The 15,944-nt window shown below is 44.7% G+C and carries 13 protein-coding genes; 7 read left to right on the top strand and 6 right to left on the bottom strand.

The annotated features are described in order from the left end of the window. The first annotated feature begins 5 nt into the window (after nt 1–5). The 4 genes from ACQEXT_RS05930 to ACQEXT_RS05915 all read left to right on the top strand — a co-directional run bounded on the left by ACQEXT_RS05930 (nt 6) and on the right by ACQEXT_RS05915 (nt 3,636). Nucleotides 6–968 (top strand): L-threonylcarbamoyladenylate synthase, encoded by a 963-nt coding sequence (locus tag ACQEXT_RS05930; RefSeq protein WP_426951053.1) that lies wholly within the window; start codon nt 6–8, stop codon nt 966–968. A 213-nt stretch (nt 969–1,181) separates the two neighbouring features. Next, the gene (locus ACQEXT_RS05925; protein WP_426951051.1) at nt 1,182–1,940 is read left to right on the top strand and encodes a 1-acylglycerol-3-phosphate O-acyltransferase; all 759 of its coding nucleotides are present in this window, start codon (nt 1,182–1,184) and stop codon (nt 1,938–1,940) included. A gap of 232 nt (nt 1,941–2,172) precedes the next feature. Continuing rightward, nucleotides 2,173–2,898: a DUF3581 domain-containing protein gene (locus ACQEXT_RS05920; RefSeq protein ID WP_138973877.1), complete on the top strand. Its 726-nt coding sequence runs from the start codon at nt 2,173–2,175 to the stop codon at nt 2,896–2,898. A gap of 165 nt (nt 2,899–3,063) precedes the next feature. Next, entirely contained in the window at nt 3,064–3,636 is a 573-nt protein-coding gene (locus ACQEXT_RS05915; protein WP_426951050.1) for a hypothetical protein, read from the top strand. On the opposite strand, the gene ACQEXT_RS05910 is transcribed toward ACQEXT_RS05915, so the two are convergent. Then, entirely contained in the window at nt 3,617–4,594 is a 978-nt protein-coding gene (locus ACQEXT_RS05910; protein WP_426951049.1) for an ion channel, read from the bottom strand. The genes ACQEXT_RS05915 and ACQEXT_RS05910 overlap by 20 nt on opposite strands. A gap of 99 nt (nt 4,595–4,693) precedes the next feature. Then, nucleotides 4,694–5,584 carry a LysR substrate-binding domain-containing protein gene (locus tag ACQEXT_RS05905; RefSeq protein WP_269377601.1) on the bottom strand — a complete coding sequence of 297 codons (891 nt, stop codon included), beginning with the start codon at nt 5,582–5,584 and terminating at the stop codon, nt 4,694–4,696. Nucleotides 5,585–5,689: 105 nt separating this feature from the next. Here ACQEXT_RS05905 and ACQEXT_RS05900 point away from each other — a divergent pair, with 105 nt between their 5' ends. After that, the gene (locus ACQEXT_RS05900; RefSeq protein ID WP_426951048.1) at nt 5,690–6,940 is read left to right on the top strand and encodes a D-amino acid dehydrogenase; all 1,251 of its coding nucleotides are present in this window, start codon (nt 5,690–5,692) and stop codon (nt 6,938–6,940) included. 315 nt (nt 6,941–7,255) lie between these two features. After that, nucleotides 7,256–8,794, top strand: coding sequence for an alanine/glycine:cation symporter family protein (locus tag ACQEXT_RS05895; protein WP_269377603.1), 1,539 nt, complete (start codon nt 7,256–7,258; stop codon nt 8,792–8,794). A 129-nt stretch (nt 8,795–8,923) separates the two neighbouring features. On the opposite strand, the gene ACQEXT_RS05890 is transcribed toward ACQEXT_RS05895, so the two are convergent. Further along, a complete protein-coding gene (locus ACQEXT_RS05890; protein WP_138973871.1) occupies nt 8,924–9,520 on the bottom strand; it encodes an acetate uptake transporter in 597 nt (198 codons plus the stop codon). Between the two features lie 235 nt (nt 9,521–9,755). Continuing rightward, nucleotides 9,756–11,234, bottom strand: a complete 1,479-nt coding sequence (locus tag ACQEXT_RS05885; protein ID WP_426951047.1) for a chitinase — start codon at nt 11,232–11,234, stop codon at nt 9,756–9,758. A gap of 594 nt (nt 11,235–11,828) precedes the next feature. Between ACQEXT_RS05885 and ACQEXT_RS05880 the strand changes: the two genes are divergently transcribed. After that, on the top strand, nt 11,829–12,362 hold the full coding sequence (locus tag ACQEXT_RS05880) for a hypothetical protein (RefSeq protein WP_426951046.1): 534 nt from the start codon (nt 11,829–11,831) through the stop codon (nt 12,360–12,362). A 193-nt stretch (nt 12,363–12,555) separates the two neighbouring features. Here ACQEXT_RS05880 and guaA read toward each other — a convergent pair whose 3' ends face one another. Next, nucleotides 12,556–14,109, bottom strand: a complete 1,554-nt coding sequence (guaA, locus tag ACQEXT_RS05875) for a glutamine-hydrolyzing GMP synthase (protein ID WP_269377606.1) — start codon at nt 14,107–14,109, stop codon at nt 12,556–12,558. Nucleotides 14,110–14,275: 166 nt separating this feature from the next. Further along, entirely contained in the window at nt 14,276–15,739 is a 1,464-nt protein-coding gene (guaB, locus tag ACQEXT_RS05870; protein ID WP_269377607.1) for an IMP dehydrogenase, read from the bottom strand. Nucleotides 15,740–15,944 lie beyond the last annotated feature (205 nt).

The raw sequence follows: 15,944 nt of genomic DNA, 5'->3' as shown, positions 1-15,944 counted from the left end.
AGACATTGAAAACGCAGCACCTTTCAGCAAGCGACAACCAAGATATCGAACTAGCTAAACAGATTTTAGCGCGTGGTGAATTGGTCGCGATTCCAACCGAAACGGTTTACGGACTGGCAGCAGATGCATCTAACCCAGAAGCAGTGAAGAAGATCTTCGCGGCGAAAGGTCGACCAGCTAACCATCCGCTGATTGTTCATATCGGTGATGTGGAGCAGCTGTCTGACTGGGCGCGTGATATTCCAGCACAAGCCTATACGATTGCTGAGGCATTTTGGCCGGGGCCAGTGACGCTATTGCTAAATAAAGCGCCACAAGCAACCTCTGTTGTGACTGGTGGCTTAGAGACCATTGGTATTCGTATGCCTGCACACGACGTTTTCAGTACGTTATTGAAGTCATCGGGAATGGCCGTTGCGGCTCCTTCTGCGAATCCATACAAAAAACTTAGCCCGACGTCGGCTGAACATGTGATGAACTCGCTCGGTGGCAAAATTTCAGCTGTCTTGGATGGTGGGGACTGTACCCATGGTCTTGAATCGACCATTATCGACCTGACAGAAAAGCCATACCGTATTCTTCGTACAGGCCCAGTAACGGCAGCACAGTTATCAGAAGTACTCGGAGAAGAAGTGCTATCGCCAAAAGCACACAGTGTTTCCGTCCCAGGCAATGTGACCAGTCACTACCAGCCAAACACTAAAGTTCGTCTGGTTACTTTGGAAGAGATTTCCAATGCAAGTGGTGACAATATCGCATGTCTGCACTATTCACCGATTGCACCTAGCTTGGCCTTTAAATCTAAGCCTATGCCAACCGATGTCGCGCAATACTCACATGATCTTTACCGCGCGCTAGATGAAGCGGATAAATGGGGCTGTGATGAAATTTGGGTTGAGAGACCACCAGTGAGTGAGGAGTGGTTTGCGGTACATGATCGCCTAAACCGAGCTCAGTCTAAGCTGTAGCCACAGAGAACAAATCAGCAAAAACGCCCCTGTACCAAGGGGCGTTTTTGTATCCCTATCGCTCAAATACTTATCTTAATGACCATAATTTAAGTGACAACGGATCAATCGCCAGTTAAACGTGTTGCAATTTTGTTAAATAGAATTAAAACTCTAAATATAGCTTCCTCGAGCTCAGCTCAGTGTATGCACGTTTAATAGAAGGAGTATGTTGTGCTAAGTATTCTTCGCCTGATAATGGCTGCCATTTTTGTTGTTTTTACTACTTTATTTGCCTTTGTCTACTGCCTGTTTAGCCCGCGTAATCCTAAACATGTCTATTTCTTCTGCCGATGGTTTAATCAATTACATAAAATCCTTGGTGTCACTTTAATTCAAAGAGGACTAGAGCGAGCCCCTACCCCAGCTAACAGCGTCTATATTTCTAACCACCAAAGCGTCTACGATTTTGTCACATCACCGGGAATGCTCAGACCAAGAACGGTCTCGTTAGGCAAACGAGAGCTGATCTGGGTGCCATTTTTTGGCCAACTTTACTGGATTACTGGCAATATTCTGATCAACCGAGAAGACAAGTCCAAAGCTCGCGATACGATAAAACAAGTCGCAGAAGCGATTGATAAGCGTAACCTTTCGGTTTGGGCTTATCCTGAGGGAACGCGAAGTAAAGGACGAGGTTTGTTGCCATTTAAGACGGGGGCATTTCGCATGGCAATTGAAGCTGGCGTTGCCATTACACCGATGGTGGTCAGCACGACGCATAATAAAATCAACCTTAACCGCAGCAATAATGGCATCGTGATTACTGAAATGCTCGATCCTATCGACACATCTGGCTATACCATTAACGATGCTCGCACCTTGGCAGACCACTGTCATGCTCTGATGGCCGAAAAGATTGCTCAACTGGATCTGGAAGTCGCCCAACTTGAGCTGCAAGCCAGCGAAAAACCGAGTTCTAGCGTCGGCTAAACACCACTCTTCTGCGCAAGGGGCAAATAATAAATAGTCAGCCTATTTTCATATCAGTTATCGAAAGCGAACTGTTGATAAATCATTCAAATATGTGGATTAATTCACACTCCATCACGAGTTTAGATTTTGTCTCAAATCTCCGACAGCCACCGTTATTCATCTGATTAGACCATTTAATTGCATAGCTTCATGTATACTGCGCGACAGTTATAGCCACATGAATAAACTTATGTTTCTAACACCGTATTTTTCACAACAAAACAATCAGTTCCAGTTCACTCGCCAACAAGCAAGCCACTTTGCGAAAAAGGTCGCGGGTGACTTTAACCCTATCCATGATGAAGATAGCAAACGCTTCTGTGTGCCAGGTGACCTATTGTTCGCCGTACTGCTCAGCAAAGAGGGCATCAGCCAGAAAATGCGCTTCGACTTCTCAGGCATGGTGAACGATGGTGTGGCACTGTCTGTTGAAAATAAATGTGAAAAAGAAAGTGCAGTGGTAGACGAGAAGTCTAAAGAGTACTTACATATGTCTCGTGAAGGGGAAGTTAATCACAACCCTGAGTTCATTGAACATGTGGTCACTAGCTATGTTCAGTTCTCTGGCATGAACTTCCCTCATATCATGGTTCCATTAATGGAAGAGCAGCAGATGATGATCAACTGCCAACGTCCATTGGTGATCTATGAGAGCATGGAAGTTGAGTTTTCTCGCCTAGATCTGACTCACCCTGAAGTGGAATTTTCCGGTGCGACATTTGATGTGGACGGTAAACGTGGCTTAGTGACTCTAAACTTTACCTTTAAAGAAGACGGTGAAGTGGTTGGTAAAGGTCTCAAACGTATGGTTGCAAGTGGTTTAAAACCATACGATCAAGAAGCGGTAGATGATCTTGTAGAACGCTTCCATGCTCGAAAAGAGGCGTTTCTAACCGAGTTTGCTAACGCAGCATAATCAATAAGGGGTTATCGACATTCGGTAACCCTTTTTTGATCGGTAGCACCAACACGCTCAGTCGCGTCGAGTTGTTGGTCAGCTCAAAAATCTCACTCAATCATCTAGCCCTCAAAGTGAATCTTGGTTAGCCTCCATCACACTGATTCATCCACACCAATCCCCATGACACAGCAAGCCTACTACTCAGCATCTATATTGCAGTTTTCCGAGAACGACACACAGAACATCCTCAATCATTTACGTGATGAAGCACAAGCTATCTGGCAATCAAAGATCGACCTACTGAAAACACAGTTCAACCAATTACCTCATCTTGCGGGTGATGTGATCCTTGGTTTTAATCAGCCAGAATTAGCACTCGATACCGAGGTGATTATTCTCTATCGCGGTCTAGTGTTTGTTGTCTCGATAGGTTCAGACAATAGCCAGTATGATGAACAGCAAATGTCACAGCTCCACAAACAAGCCCTGCGCCTTAAAAAACATCATTTGGGCAGTCAGACTAAATTCATCATCCCTGTATCAATAGAAACAAAGGCATCACCACAACCAAGCCCAATTATGGTTTCAGAAGATTTGGTGGCTGGCACTATGTGTGACAATGGCGAACATCTGGCTGCACTCATCGAACACTTTTCTAACCAATACAAAGATGACCAAATCCTCTTGGACGAATGGCTCGAAAGTGGCTTTACTCTCTTGTCGCAATCATCGATTAGCGAGTCATCTTCTTAACAAAGACCACAACAAACAGTGCCATGGTAAAGCTGCCTAAGAAGGCTTCGCAGGCAGCGATAAAGCGAGCGACCCCGATGGGCGATATATCACCATAGCCTAATGTTGTGAATGTCACGACACTAAAATAGAGAGAGTTGAAAAACTCAAGCACGTAAAACTGCCAACCCGTCACATCTTCATAAATAGGGTGCGCACCTGTCGTATCGAGAAAGAAGTAGGCAAAAGCGCAGATCAAAATTAGAAAGATGGAGAAACCCACTACTCTTATCGGGTCTTCGCCATAACCACAGAACATGTCCACTAACTTCGAGATCATCCTCTTAGAACTGAGTAATGGCATTTGGTAACGACGAAAGCGCATTTCTCGCTTAAAGAAATCCCCCGCCATCTCGAACAAACCTTGCTTTTCACACTGTTTACGTATGTTTCGACACACTTCTTCAGCTTCTTGGCAATAGGTAATGGATGCTTTCCTGTCATGTCCTTTCATTGCTCGTCGTGCTTCCCGCTCTTGTTTAAGGCTCTTGCCCCATTCAATATTCTCCAGTTTCGCACGAGACAACTCTGCCCCGAGTAGGTTGCAGTTGTCGAGCTTAGCACAATGTAAGTTGGCACCGATTAACTTCGCCTTCATTAACGACGAGTCACGTAAATCTAAACCGAAAAAATGGGCGTCAACCAAGTTCGCCCGATAAAAATCCGCGCCCCGACACTGGTAGCCGTCTTTCGAACCACGGTTAACCAGATCAATATCCTCGAGATTTGTTTTCGCCAACTGAAATCCGTCTAAAGGTTTACCTGCTGCGGCCCATTGTTCAACCTTGTCTTTTATATCATCATTGCTTTTATCGACTTTGGGGTCATGCCAGTAACAGAGTCCTGACTCCCCACACGGTTGATCGCAGCACCAGCCATCAGGATTTTGATAGCTGCATTGGCCTTGGTGAGATTCCATATGCACTGCCCCTAATCATATCCAGAGTGACGTTAGTAGCCCCAGATATCTTTACTAAGTGTAGTGGGTGCATATTAGCGTGCCATTACTATTTACAAATTAATCAGTATCGACCTGTTCTCTAAGCCATTTTTTAAATAGCCGAGTATAAGGGTCATCTATGTGCGTAATCACAAAGTAACCTGCATTCGCAGCAATGGGGGCAAACGGAGCAGTTAACCTTCCCTGCTCAATTTCCTTATCCAATAGAGCAACTCGCGCCAAAGCGATTCCAACCCCAGCTTCAGCAGCCGACATTGCCATATCAGTTCGGTTGAAGAAATGACCTTGGTTGGTTTCAAAGTCCAATCGTTGATGGGATGCCCAATACAGCCACTCATAATCTTTTAGCGCCCCAGACCAGGGCATTAAATCATGGAGCAACGTCACTCTCCCCCACTCGTCGCTGCCATGCAAGATCTCACGATGGGCATTGAAATAGTCACGACTCATCACTGGTAGCAACGATTCTTCCATTAACAGTTCCGCATCAGCATGTTTGTAAGGCAAAGGCCCGTAGTCGATAGCAATATCGAAGTTTCGATTATCGCTATCCACCAACGCGCCCTCTGCAAAGGTATGGATCTGAACATCAGGATAGCGTTTATGAAAGTTTTCTAATCGCGGGACGAGCCATTTAAAAGCGAAGGATGGGGTCAGTTTTAACCGAATCTGTTTGCGTTCAGAAACCTGCGTCAATTGAAAAATGTTCTCTTCTATTGCCGCCAGATGATGACTGGTTGCCTCCACCAGCTTTCGTCCCTGTTCACTTAAACGTATGCCACGAGCGTGGCGTTCAAAGACACTAAAACCTAGTCGCTCTTCAATCTGCTGTAACTGTTGACTGACAGCACCAACCGTTAGATTCAGTTCTTTCGCTGCACTGGTTAAGCTTTGATGGCGTGAAACAATACAAATAAGGTTAACACCTTGTAATAGTGCCGATTTCATAGTCACCCTTTAAATTTTCTAAAAGCTAGTATCAATTCTTATCGATTGTTAAGCGGATGTAAATTGCACATTCTTGGCAAACTTTTAAAACTGTGAGAATTGAACGTGAAGGTTGTTATTTTAGGCAGCGGTGTGGTCGGTTTGACCAGTGCTTGGTATTTATCTCAAGCAGGATTTGAGGTGACGGTCATTGATAGGCAGGCACGCTCCGGAGAAGAAACCAGCTTTGCTAACGCAGGGCAGATTTCCTATGGTTACTCATCGCCATGGGCCGCTCCTGGTATTCCAACCAAGGCAATCAAATGGCTATTTGAAGAGCACGCTCCTTTAAAGATTAAACCTAGCCTAAGCCCTGAGCTGATCCAGTGGGCAAGCCAGATGTTGGTCAATTGCCAACTGGACAAATATCGAGTCAACAAAGCTCGTATGCTGACCATTGCCAACCGCAGTCGAGAGTGTTTAGCTCAGTTAAATAAGCAGTTTGCTCTCAATTATCAGGGCAGAACCCAAGGTACGCTACAAATCTTCCGCAACCCAGCTCAACTCAAGGCGGTCGAAAAAGATATCGCACTGCTTGAAGAAAGTGGTACTCAATACCAACTCATGGATCCGGCACAATGTCTGGCACAAGAGCCAGGGCTAGCGAATATGAACGGGGATTTGGTGGGCGGTCTCTATTTACCTGATGATGAAACTGGCGATTGCCATCTATTTTGTCAGCAGCTTCAAGCAATGGCAGAGCAAGCTGGTGTTACCTTCTTGTTCAATACTCATGTCGAAAAGTTAATCACTGCCAACGGTCAAGTGGTTGGCGTCGAAACATCACATGGAACAATCCATGCCGACAGCTATGTCGTCGCGATGGGCAGTTATTCAAAACACCTTCTTGCGCCGCTTAACATACATATCCCTGTTTACCCTGTGAAAGGTTACTCACTGACTTTACCGGTGATCGACCCAAATCATGCCCCTTGTTCAACCATTATGGATGAGACCTATAAGGTGGCCGTAACACGGTTTGAAGAAAGGATACGCGTTGCAGGTACTGCGGAACTGGCAGGATTTGATCCCGCATTGCCTGATAAAAGGCTAGCGACGCTCAATCACGTAGTGAGCAACTTATTTCCTAACGGCGTCGATTTTTCTCAAGCAGAATACTGGACAGGCTTTAGACCAATGACGCCAGATGGCACACCTATTATTGGTCAAACAACGTTCTCCAACCTTTATACCAATACTGGTCATGGCACTTTGGGGTGGACCATGGCATGTGGGTCGGCGGACATTCTAACGAATATTATCTCGTCACAAGGCCATGCATCATTCCGCGAACTCAGTATGGAACGCTACATCTAATCGCAAACAACACAATTCACTTAATCGCAAACAACACAATTCACTTGGTTAAACTGAAATTGCAAAACATTTCTCAGCAAGACCAAGTGAATTGGTAATATACAAATCACTAGTATACCCACACCTAAAGCAATTACTGCTAATAAATTGTCGAACAACTATTAACCAGAGCTATTAATTAACAATTTTTTAGCACTTTGTGTTTTACCTCACGCAAATTCACACCCACAAACAAATAAATTAACAATTACGTTACAGAAAGGGTAATATCCTGTTCAGAAAACAACCATTACAAAACAAACAGGGAAACTACTTATGCAGTCAATTGTTGATTTTTTGAATGGAATTATCTGGAGCCCGGTATTGATTTATCTTTGCCTTGGCGCGGGTCTATTCTACTCAGTCATGACACGATTTGTTCAAGTTCGTCACTTTGGTGAAATGTGGCGCCTACTTCTTTCAGGGAAAAGTTCTTCAAAAGGTATCTCATCATTCCAGGCTCTAGCTGTATCGCTATCTGGTCGTGTGGGTACTGGTAACATTGCAGGTGTGGCAGCCGCTATCGGTTTCGGTGGTCCAGGTGCCGTATTTTGGATGTGGGTTGTTGCCTTCTTCGGCGCAGCAACAGCATACGCAGAATCTACTCTAGCTCAAATCTATAAAGAAGAAGACAACGGTGAATTCCGTGGCGGTCCAGCTTACTACATCGAAAAAGCGATGGGTCAGAAGTGGTACGCGTGGATTTTTGCTATCTCAACGATCTTTGCTTGTGGCTTCTTGCTACCAGGCGTTCAGTCAAACAGTATCGGTAATGCGGTAGAAGCTGCATTTGGTTCTGGTGAAATGATTGAAACAGCTATCGGTACATTCAGTTTCGCGAAAATCTTTACCGGTACTGTGATTTCAGTAATCCTAGCTTTCATCATCTTTGGCGGTGTGAAACGTATTGCTAACTTCACTCAGATCGTTGTGCCATTCATGGCTTTGGCTTACATCATCACAGCGTTCGTTATCATCCTACTGAATATCGGTGAAGTACCTCGTGTATTCTCAATGATCATTGGTGATGCATTTACGCCTATGGCAGGTGTTGGTGCTGCGATTGGTTGGGGTGTAAAACGTGGTGTTTACTCTAACGAAGCGGGTCAAGGTACAGGTCCTCACGCAGCCGCTGCTGCAAGCGTTGACCACCCAGCTCAGCAAGGTCTAGTGCAAGCGTTCTCTATCTACATCGATACACTACTAGTATGTTCTGCTACTGCATTTATGATCATCATTACTGGTGCATACAACGTACACGGTGCAGAAGGTTTCCTAGTACAGAATATTTCTGCTGATATTGCAGCAAATGGTCCTGTATTTACTCAAATGGCAATCGAGAGCGCGCTACCAGGTATCGGTAAACCATTCATCGCTGTTGCTCTGTTCTTCTTCGCGTTCACCACTATTCTTGCGTACTACTACATTGCAGAAACAAACATTGCATACATCCGTCGTACGTTTAAAGTTAACGGCCTAATGTTCTTGCTAAAAGTCGCATTAATCGCTGTTGTGTTCTACGGTACAGTTAAGACAGCAAACCTAGCGTGGGCAATGGGTGACGTGGGTGTAGGCCTAATGGCTTGGTTAAACATCGTGGGTATCTTAATTATCTTCTTCATGTCAAAACCTGCACTAAAAGCACTTAACGACTACGAAGAGCAGCAAAAACAAGGTGTCACTGAGTTTACATTCAACCCTGTTAAGCTTGGCATCAAAGGTGCTGACTACTGGGAAGATAAATACCGCCGTAAAACGGGCAAAGCACCCGAGGCTGAAGTCGAAACAAAGCCAGTTGAACAACCTTCAACCTAATCTCGACTAAAACAGATAAAAGCAGTGGTAAAAAAAGGGGTTAGCCAATGGCTAACCCCTTTGTTATTACTGTTCCCATATATTTCAGTGCCGACCTAATCAGGCTTGGCCAACACTCAATATTCTTGATTAAGCCGCTACCTGCTCTAACTCAACAGATTCGCGCTGTTTTTTCTCACCAATAGGCAAGATGGTACGACCATATTCGTTGTTCAGTACTTGCGCCATTGCAAAGTAGATTGCGCTTGCGCCGCAGAAAATACCTTCAATACCTGCGATAGTACCAATCAGTTCACTACCAGAGAAATCACGTGCTGCAAGTAGGAAGAATAGGATTGTTAGTGAACCGAAAACGATCTGTTTAGCCACTGGGTAACACAGTGAACCAATAAACATAAAGCCAGTGAAGACACCCCAAAGTAGCAAGTACCAACCCATAAAGCTTGCTGGGCTTGCAGGAAGACCCATGTATGGCATCACGATTAAACCAACCAAAGTTAGCCAGAATAGACCGTATGAAGTAAATGCTGTGGTACCAAACGTATCACCACGTTTGAAACACATCATGCCGACTAGCACTTGGCTCAGACCACCATAAAAAATACCCATTGCAAGAATCATTGAGTCAATTGGGAAAAAGCCTGCATTGTGGATATTTAGCAGGATGGTTGTCATGCCGAAACCCATAAGGCCTAATGGAGCCGGGTTTGCCAGTTTTGTTGACATTTTGCGCACCTTTCAAAAATGTTAGTAAAAATTACGCGCGAAGTTTAATCCTGTTCAACAAAAAAGATAAACATTGAATTTGCAATCTAAGATTACGCAAACCATTTGATATGCTTTTTATTTAATCACCTCGGTGCTTTCTCACGGTAAGGATGCCAATTATGCTATTGCGCAGAAAACAAAAGGCCTCAACTTTCAGCATTGAGGCCTTATTTCTAGTTTGAACACTTACCGGTTACTGGCAGGATATTTCATCCCAGAACCAATTGGACTGAACGGGTGTTTCCCAAACTCCCGGTCCGTTTTTAGCGATAAAACATTTGCCGTTATAAGTCACTTTGTCACCATTTGCGACTTGAGTAACGCCCGGTTCCCACTGAGTCATACCGCCTGGGTCTGGCGTTGGATCTGGTGTGGGTGAAGGATCGACAGGATCGACAGGATCGAGCTGCTCAACCACTCGAACTTCTGGCCAGCTTGAATGAGAGCCATAAAAGTTGGTCACACACTTTTCATAGTCGCCCTCAACCAAGGCGGAATAAGCCGTTTGGAATCCCACCAGTTCACACTCAAATGAATAGCCACCGGGACGGTCTGCATAGTATTTCCAGTTACCATCCCAATTGGTATAAAGCACATCCGTCGCGCCATTGAGGTTTAAGCTTCCGTATGGAGTTTGCTGCCAACAGGTGTCTTTTTCATCACTGCCAATCGGAATTTGATAGTGGGATGATAAACCTTGCCAATAACGAATTCGGTTAACGGGCTGGCCTTTATCCTTGTTCTGCTCGCCACACTCAATACCACCATTGATAATGTTAATCGTGGTACCAAAACCATAGCCGATCCCTGCATCGCTCTCTCTCTGAGATGGCTGCCATGTTTTATCTATAACGTGAAGCATCGCTGGCTTAGGGGCTTGCGGAGTTAAGAAGAACCAAATCGCTGACGCCAGATTGAGCCAAGAGTCAGCCACTAGCCCTGGGTTGTTGAGTAACACCGACGCATCGCCGTCGAACATCGCTTCCGAGAATGCACCGTAGTTAAAGTGGTAAGAGAGCTGTTTAGCTCCACGTCCAAAGTACCCCTGCCCTGCAACACATGGCCACTTTCTATTTTGCCAGTCGTTCTGACCACATCCAGTCGTGTACCCTTCCTGACCTTCAGACCAGCCCATTTCCCGTACATGAACCAACGCTTGCTGCCACTCTTCTAAACCCAACGGATTATCCCAAGTGTTATCAATGGCAATATGCCCTCCTGTTTCCTGAGCGAAATGAGCAAATGCCGTTACGATAGAGCGCTTACAAATTGCGTCAGAATCACGCCCATCCGTGTACTCAGCACAAAATGCAGGGAACTTACCGATCGCACGTAGGAAGCGAGTGTAAGTGTATTCCGGTGCTGCCATCTGAGTAAGAAAGTCCCACTCTGAACGAGGAAATACTCGCTCAGCGCGCTGTACGTTATCCGGATTGGTGGCTAGCCCCGCATCAATGGCTTCAACGACGCCGTTAGGAGCCGTGCGAAGTGCCTGTGACCATAACTGATACATTGGTTCAGAGGTCTTCTGTTGCTCTACGGCGGCAACATCCGCGCGAGAGATAACAAAACCAGTCGGGTTTAGTGGATCGGGCTGAATATTCATCGTTGCCCATGCACTTGAGCCCATACTCAAGGCCGATGCGACGGCTAAAAAGCGCAAGGTTTTCATTGTTATACAACTCCTGTGTATGTGAAGTTGTATCAGCATAGATGAGGAAAAAATAACTAGAATAGTCACTAAGTCAGGTTGCGAGTGATCACGAAGAGCAAAGTAATAATGTTATTTATCACTCGCCGAAAGCGATAAATGAGTCGAAAAAAACCTATATAACAGCTAATTAGAAATGTGGTCGTTATCAAATAAATAGCCACTGAGCTGATAAAAAATTTTACCGTAACCGACTTGACGTCAACTAAGGGTATATCCAAGGTTGAGTCATCCACGTTACTCAATCTATTGAAGTTCGATACGTTTGTTGAATTTGAAAGTGAGATAATCATTCCATAGTAATATTCCTCCTGAACATGAAAATATTACCTCGTACTTTTAAGTAGTAGAGTCTTAAAACTGATTATTCAACTACTAAAACGATAGGTTCCCATGCCACAACCTTGTTATTTAAGAGTATCAGGACTGAATCAAGGCTTTATTACACGCAATGCAGGTGCAAGTAATTCCGTCGGCGTTCGGTTAGCGATGTTAATCGAAAGAAAATAGAGAAAATTGCCGATGAGGAGTGGTTAAATTCGTCAGGAAAAGAACATGAATTCTGGAAGTGTGTTTATCAGGCTATGTAGTATTGCGTTTCTTGCACTCTTCGGGGGGGCATTGTCCTATGCTCAACCCAATGTGCCCGATAATCTGATGTTGAAGTCGGATAGCTCCATTGATAGCTATATCAGTTTTATCCAAAAATTTAAGATTTGTGGAGATAAAACTAACCGAGTAAATAACCCTTATCCGATAAATGATTGGCTGTTATCACTCCCGTTAAGAAAGCAATCAAGCGTTGTTATGTACTTATTAAGCGACGCTGAATATCGATGCTATGAAGTAGAGTTGAATGAAATGGTAGAGGCTTTAAAAAGTAATCAAGACCACCAAGCTATTAACATCCTAGAGTCCGAAGGTTGGTTGTCTAAGCCTGTTTATGGTCAATATTCATTAACAAATAAAAAAGACCTTGAGCTTACTCAGAGTGACCACGAGGCTTTATCGTTATTACTTAACATGAAGTATTTGCCGTTTGATCTAATTGGCATGGGGGAGTTATTGAAGGTGCTAAGAGAACAATAAAAGTATGCTACATGGACTAACGCTACTTTCCTGAACGAAAGTCCCCTGTTTGCCCCCCATAGGGTGAAGAGATATTTGAGATAAACTGTAGAATACTTCTGATAAAACAAAGCCTTGACGGTCACCACAATGTGGGATTCATCAAGGCTTATCATTAAGTTACAATGAGTTAGATGTAGGGATTAACCTAATCTTATTCCCACTCGATTGTCGCTGGTGGCTTACCTGAAATATCGTAAACAACACGTGAAATACCATCAACTTCGTTGATAATGCGGTTAGAAACCTTACCTAAGAAGTCGTATGGTAGATGCGCCCAGTGAGCAGTCATAAAGTCGATTGTCTCTACAGCACGTAGTGATACAACCCAATCGTACTTACGACCGTCGCCCATTACACCAACAGAGCGTACTGGAAGGAATACCGTGAACGCCTGAGAAACTTTGTTGTAAAGATCAGCAGCGTGCAGTTCTTCAATGAAGATAGCGTCCGCACGACGTAGTAAGTCACAGTACTCTTTCTTAATTTCACCAAGAACACGAACACCTAAACCCGGCCCTGGGAATGGGTGGCGGTAAAGCATATTGTATGGCAGACCAAGTTCTAAACCAATCTTACGTACTTCGTCTTTAAACAGCTCACGTAGTGGTTCAACAAGACCCATTTCCATATCTTCTGGCAGGCCGCCAACGTTATGGTGAGATTTGATTACATGTGCTTTACCAGTCTTAGATGCCGCTGACTCGATAACGTCTGGATAGATCGTACCCTGAGCAAGCCATTTAGCATTCTTCAGCTTCTTCGATTCTTCATCGAATACGTCAACAAATACATGACCGATAGTCTTACGCTTATCTTCCGGATCAGATTTGCCTTCTAACGCTTTTAGGAAGCGATCTTCAGCATCTACTTTGATGATGTTTAGGCCAAATTTATCACCAAACATGTCCATTACTTGCTGACCTTCGTTAAGACGAAGTAGACCGTTATCAACAAATACACATGTTAGTTTGTCACCAATAGCACGGTGAACCAGCATAGCAACAACAGAAGAGTCCACACCACCAGATAGGCCAAGAATCACTTCGTCATCACCAACTTGTTCTTTGATACGAGCAACTGCGTCTTCAATGATAGATTCTGAAGTCCATAGACGCTCACAACCACATACGCCAAGAACAAAGTTCTCTAGCATCTGTAGGCCACCTTTCGTGTGAGTGACTTCTGGGTGGAACTGAACACCGTAGTATTTCTTCTCTTCGTTTGCCATTGCAGCGTAAGGACAAGTATCCGTTTCGCCAACTTTCACGAAGTCTGCTGGAATTTCTACAACTTTGTCGCCGTGGCTCATCCAAACATCTTGAGTCGCTTCAAGATCTTTGAAGATAGCTGAGTCACCAGATACTTTTACTTGCGCGTAACCGAACTCACGTTCAGTTGAGCCAGCTACTTTACCACCTAGCTGCTCAGCCATAGTTTGCATGCCGTAACATACACCTAAAACTGGAACACCTGAGTCAAATACGTACTGTGGCGCGCGTGGTGAGTTTGCTTCTGTTACGCTTTCTGGGCCACCAGATAGAATGATACCGTCTGGATTGAATTCACGAATATCCGCTTCTTCAACATCCCAGCTCCAAAGTTCACAGTAAACGCCGATTTCACGTACGCGGCGAGCTACTAGTTGAGTGTACTGAGAACCGAAGTCCAAGATCAGAATACGTTGGTCATGAATATTTTTAGTCATTTTGAGCAGTCTTATAAGCTAAGTGATTAAAATGCAGGCGAGTGTACTCGCCTCTTCTTAATGCTTCAAGGAAAAGCAACCGTTTTCGTTAGGCTATATTTCAGCTGGTTATCTCACTGATAAGGGCTGTTGAGTGCCATTAAGTTAGTGAAATAACCAGTGAGGATTAACCTAGACGGTAGTTTGGTGCTTCCTTAGTAATTTGAACGTCGTGTACATGAGACTCTTTCATGCCAGCGCCAGAAATACGAACGAATTCAGCTTTCGTACGTAAGTCTTCGATAGTCGCGCTACCTGTTAGACCCATGCTTGAACGTAGACCACCCATTTGCTGGTGTACGATCTCTTTTAGGCGACCTTTGTAAGCAATACGGCCTTCGATACCTTCAGGTACAAGCTTGTCTGCTGCATTGTCAGACTGGAAGTAACGATCTGATGAGCCTTGCGACATGGCACCAAGAGAACCCATGCCACGGTAAGCTTTGTATGAACGGCCATTGTATAGAATGACTTCACCTGGTGCTTCTTCTGTACCCGCGAACATCGAACCAACCATAACGCAAGATGCACCCGCAACGATTGCTTTACAGATATCACCAGAGAAACGGATACCACCGTCAGCGATAACTGGAATACCGTACTGGTTCGCAACTTCTGCAGCATCTGCAATTGCTGTTACTTGAGGAACGCCAACACCTGTTACGATACGAGTCGTACAGATTGAACCTGGGCCGATACCAACTTTAACTGCACTTACACCCGCGTCGATCAGTGCTTTAGCACCAGCGCCAGTTGCAACGTTACCACCAATGATGTCTAGGTCAGGGTATGCTGCGCGAGTTTCGCGGATACGGTTAAGAACACCTTCCGAGTGACCGTGAGAAGAGTCGATTAATAGAACGTCAACGCCAGCTTCAACAAGGGCTGCAACACGCTCTTCGTTACCAGCGCCTGCACCAACGGCTGCACCAACACGGAGACGACCTTGTGCATCTTTACATGCATTTGGCTTACGTTCTGCTTTATGGAAGTCTTTTGCTGTGATCATACCTTTTAGTTGGAACTCATCGTTCACAACCAGTACTTTCTCTACACGTGCTTTGTGCATTTTCTCTTGAACTTCTTCACGAGTTGCACCTTCTTTAACGGCTGCCAAACGCTCTTTAGGCGTCATGACAACATCTACCTTCTTAGAAAGGTCTGTTACAAAGCGAACGTCACGACCAGTGATAATACCAACGAGTTCGTTGTTATCGGTTACCACTGGGAAACCTGCAAAACCATGCTTTTCTGTCAGAGCCACAACATCTGCAATCGTCGCATCAGGACTTACGGTGACTGGATGAGAAACCACACCCGCTTCGTAAATCTTAACCTGATGAACCATCTCAGCTTGTTTCTCGATAGACATGTTCTTGTGGATAAAGCCAATGCCACCTTCCTGCGCAAGAGCGATAGCGAGACGAGCTTCCGTCACGGTATCCATAGACGCAGAAATCATCGGAATATTTAGAGTGATATTTTTCGTCAACTGAGTGCGAAGATCAGCTGTGTTTGGGAGAACGGTGGAGTGTGCTGGCACAAGTAGTACGTCATCGAATGTCAGCGCTTCTTTGGCAATTCTTAGCATTTGCAATATCTCACAATTAGAGGAGTAAAAAAACAATCCGGTCTCATCGTTTCGCATAATGAGGGCAGTAAGCTTGGGAAACTCCACTGCATTTGGATTAGATATTGCGGACGGATTATACGGCTTAGGAAATCGCTTGGCTACACATTTTTCTATTTTTTATTTGCATTTACCCCCTTGATATGTATTATATTGCCGCTAATTT

The sequence above is a fragment of the Vibrio sp. TRT 29B02 genome, from assembly GCF_050113655.1.
Lineage (GTDB): Bacteria > Pseudomonadota > Gammaproteobacteria > Enterobacterales > Vibrionaceae > Vibrio.
The sequence above is the reverse complement of the archived record's forward strand: the minus strand, read 5'-3'. Positions and strand labels throughout refer to the sequence as shown.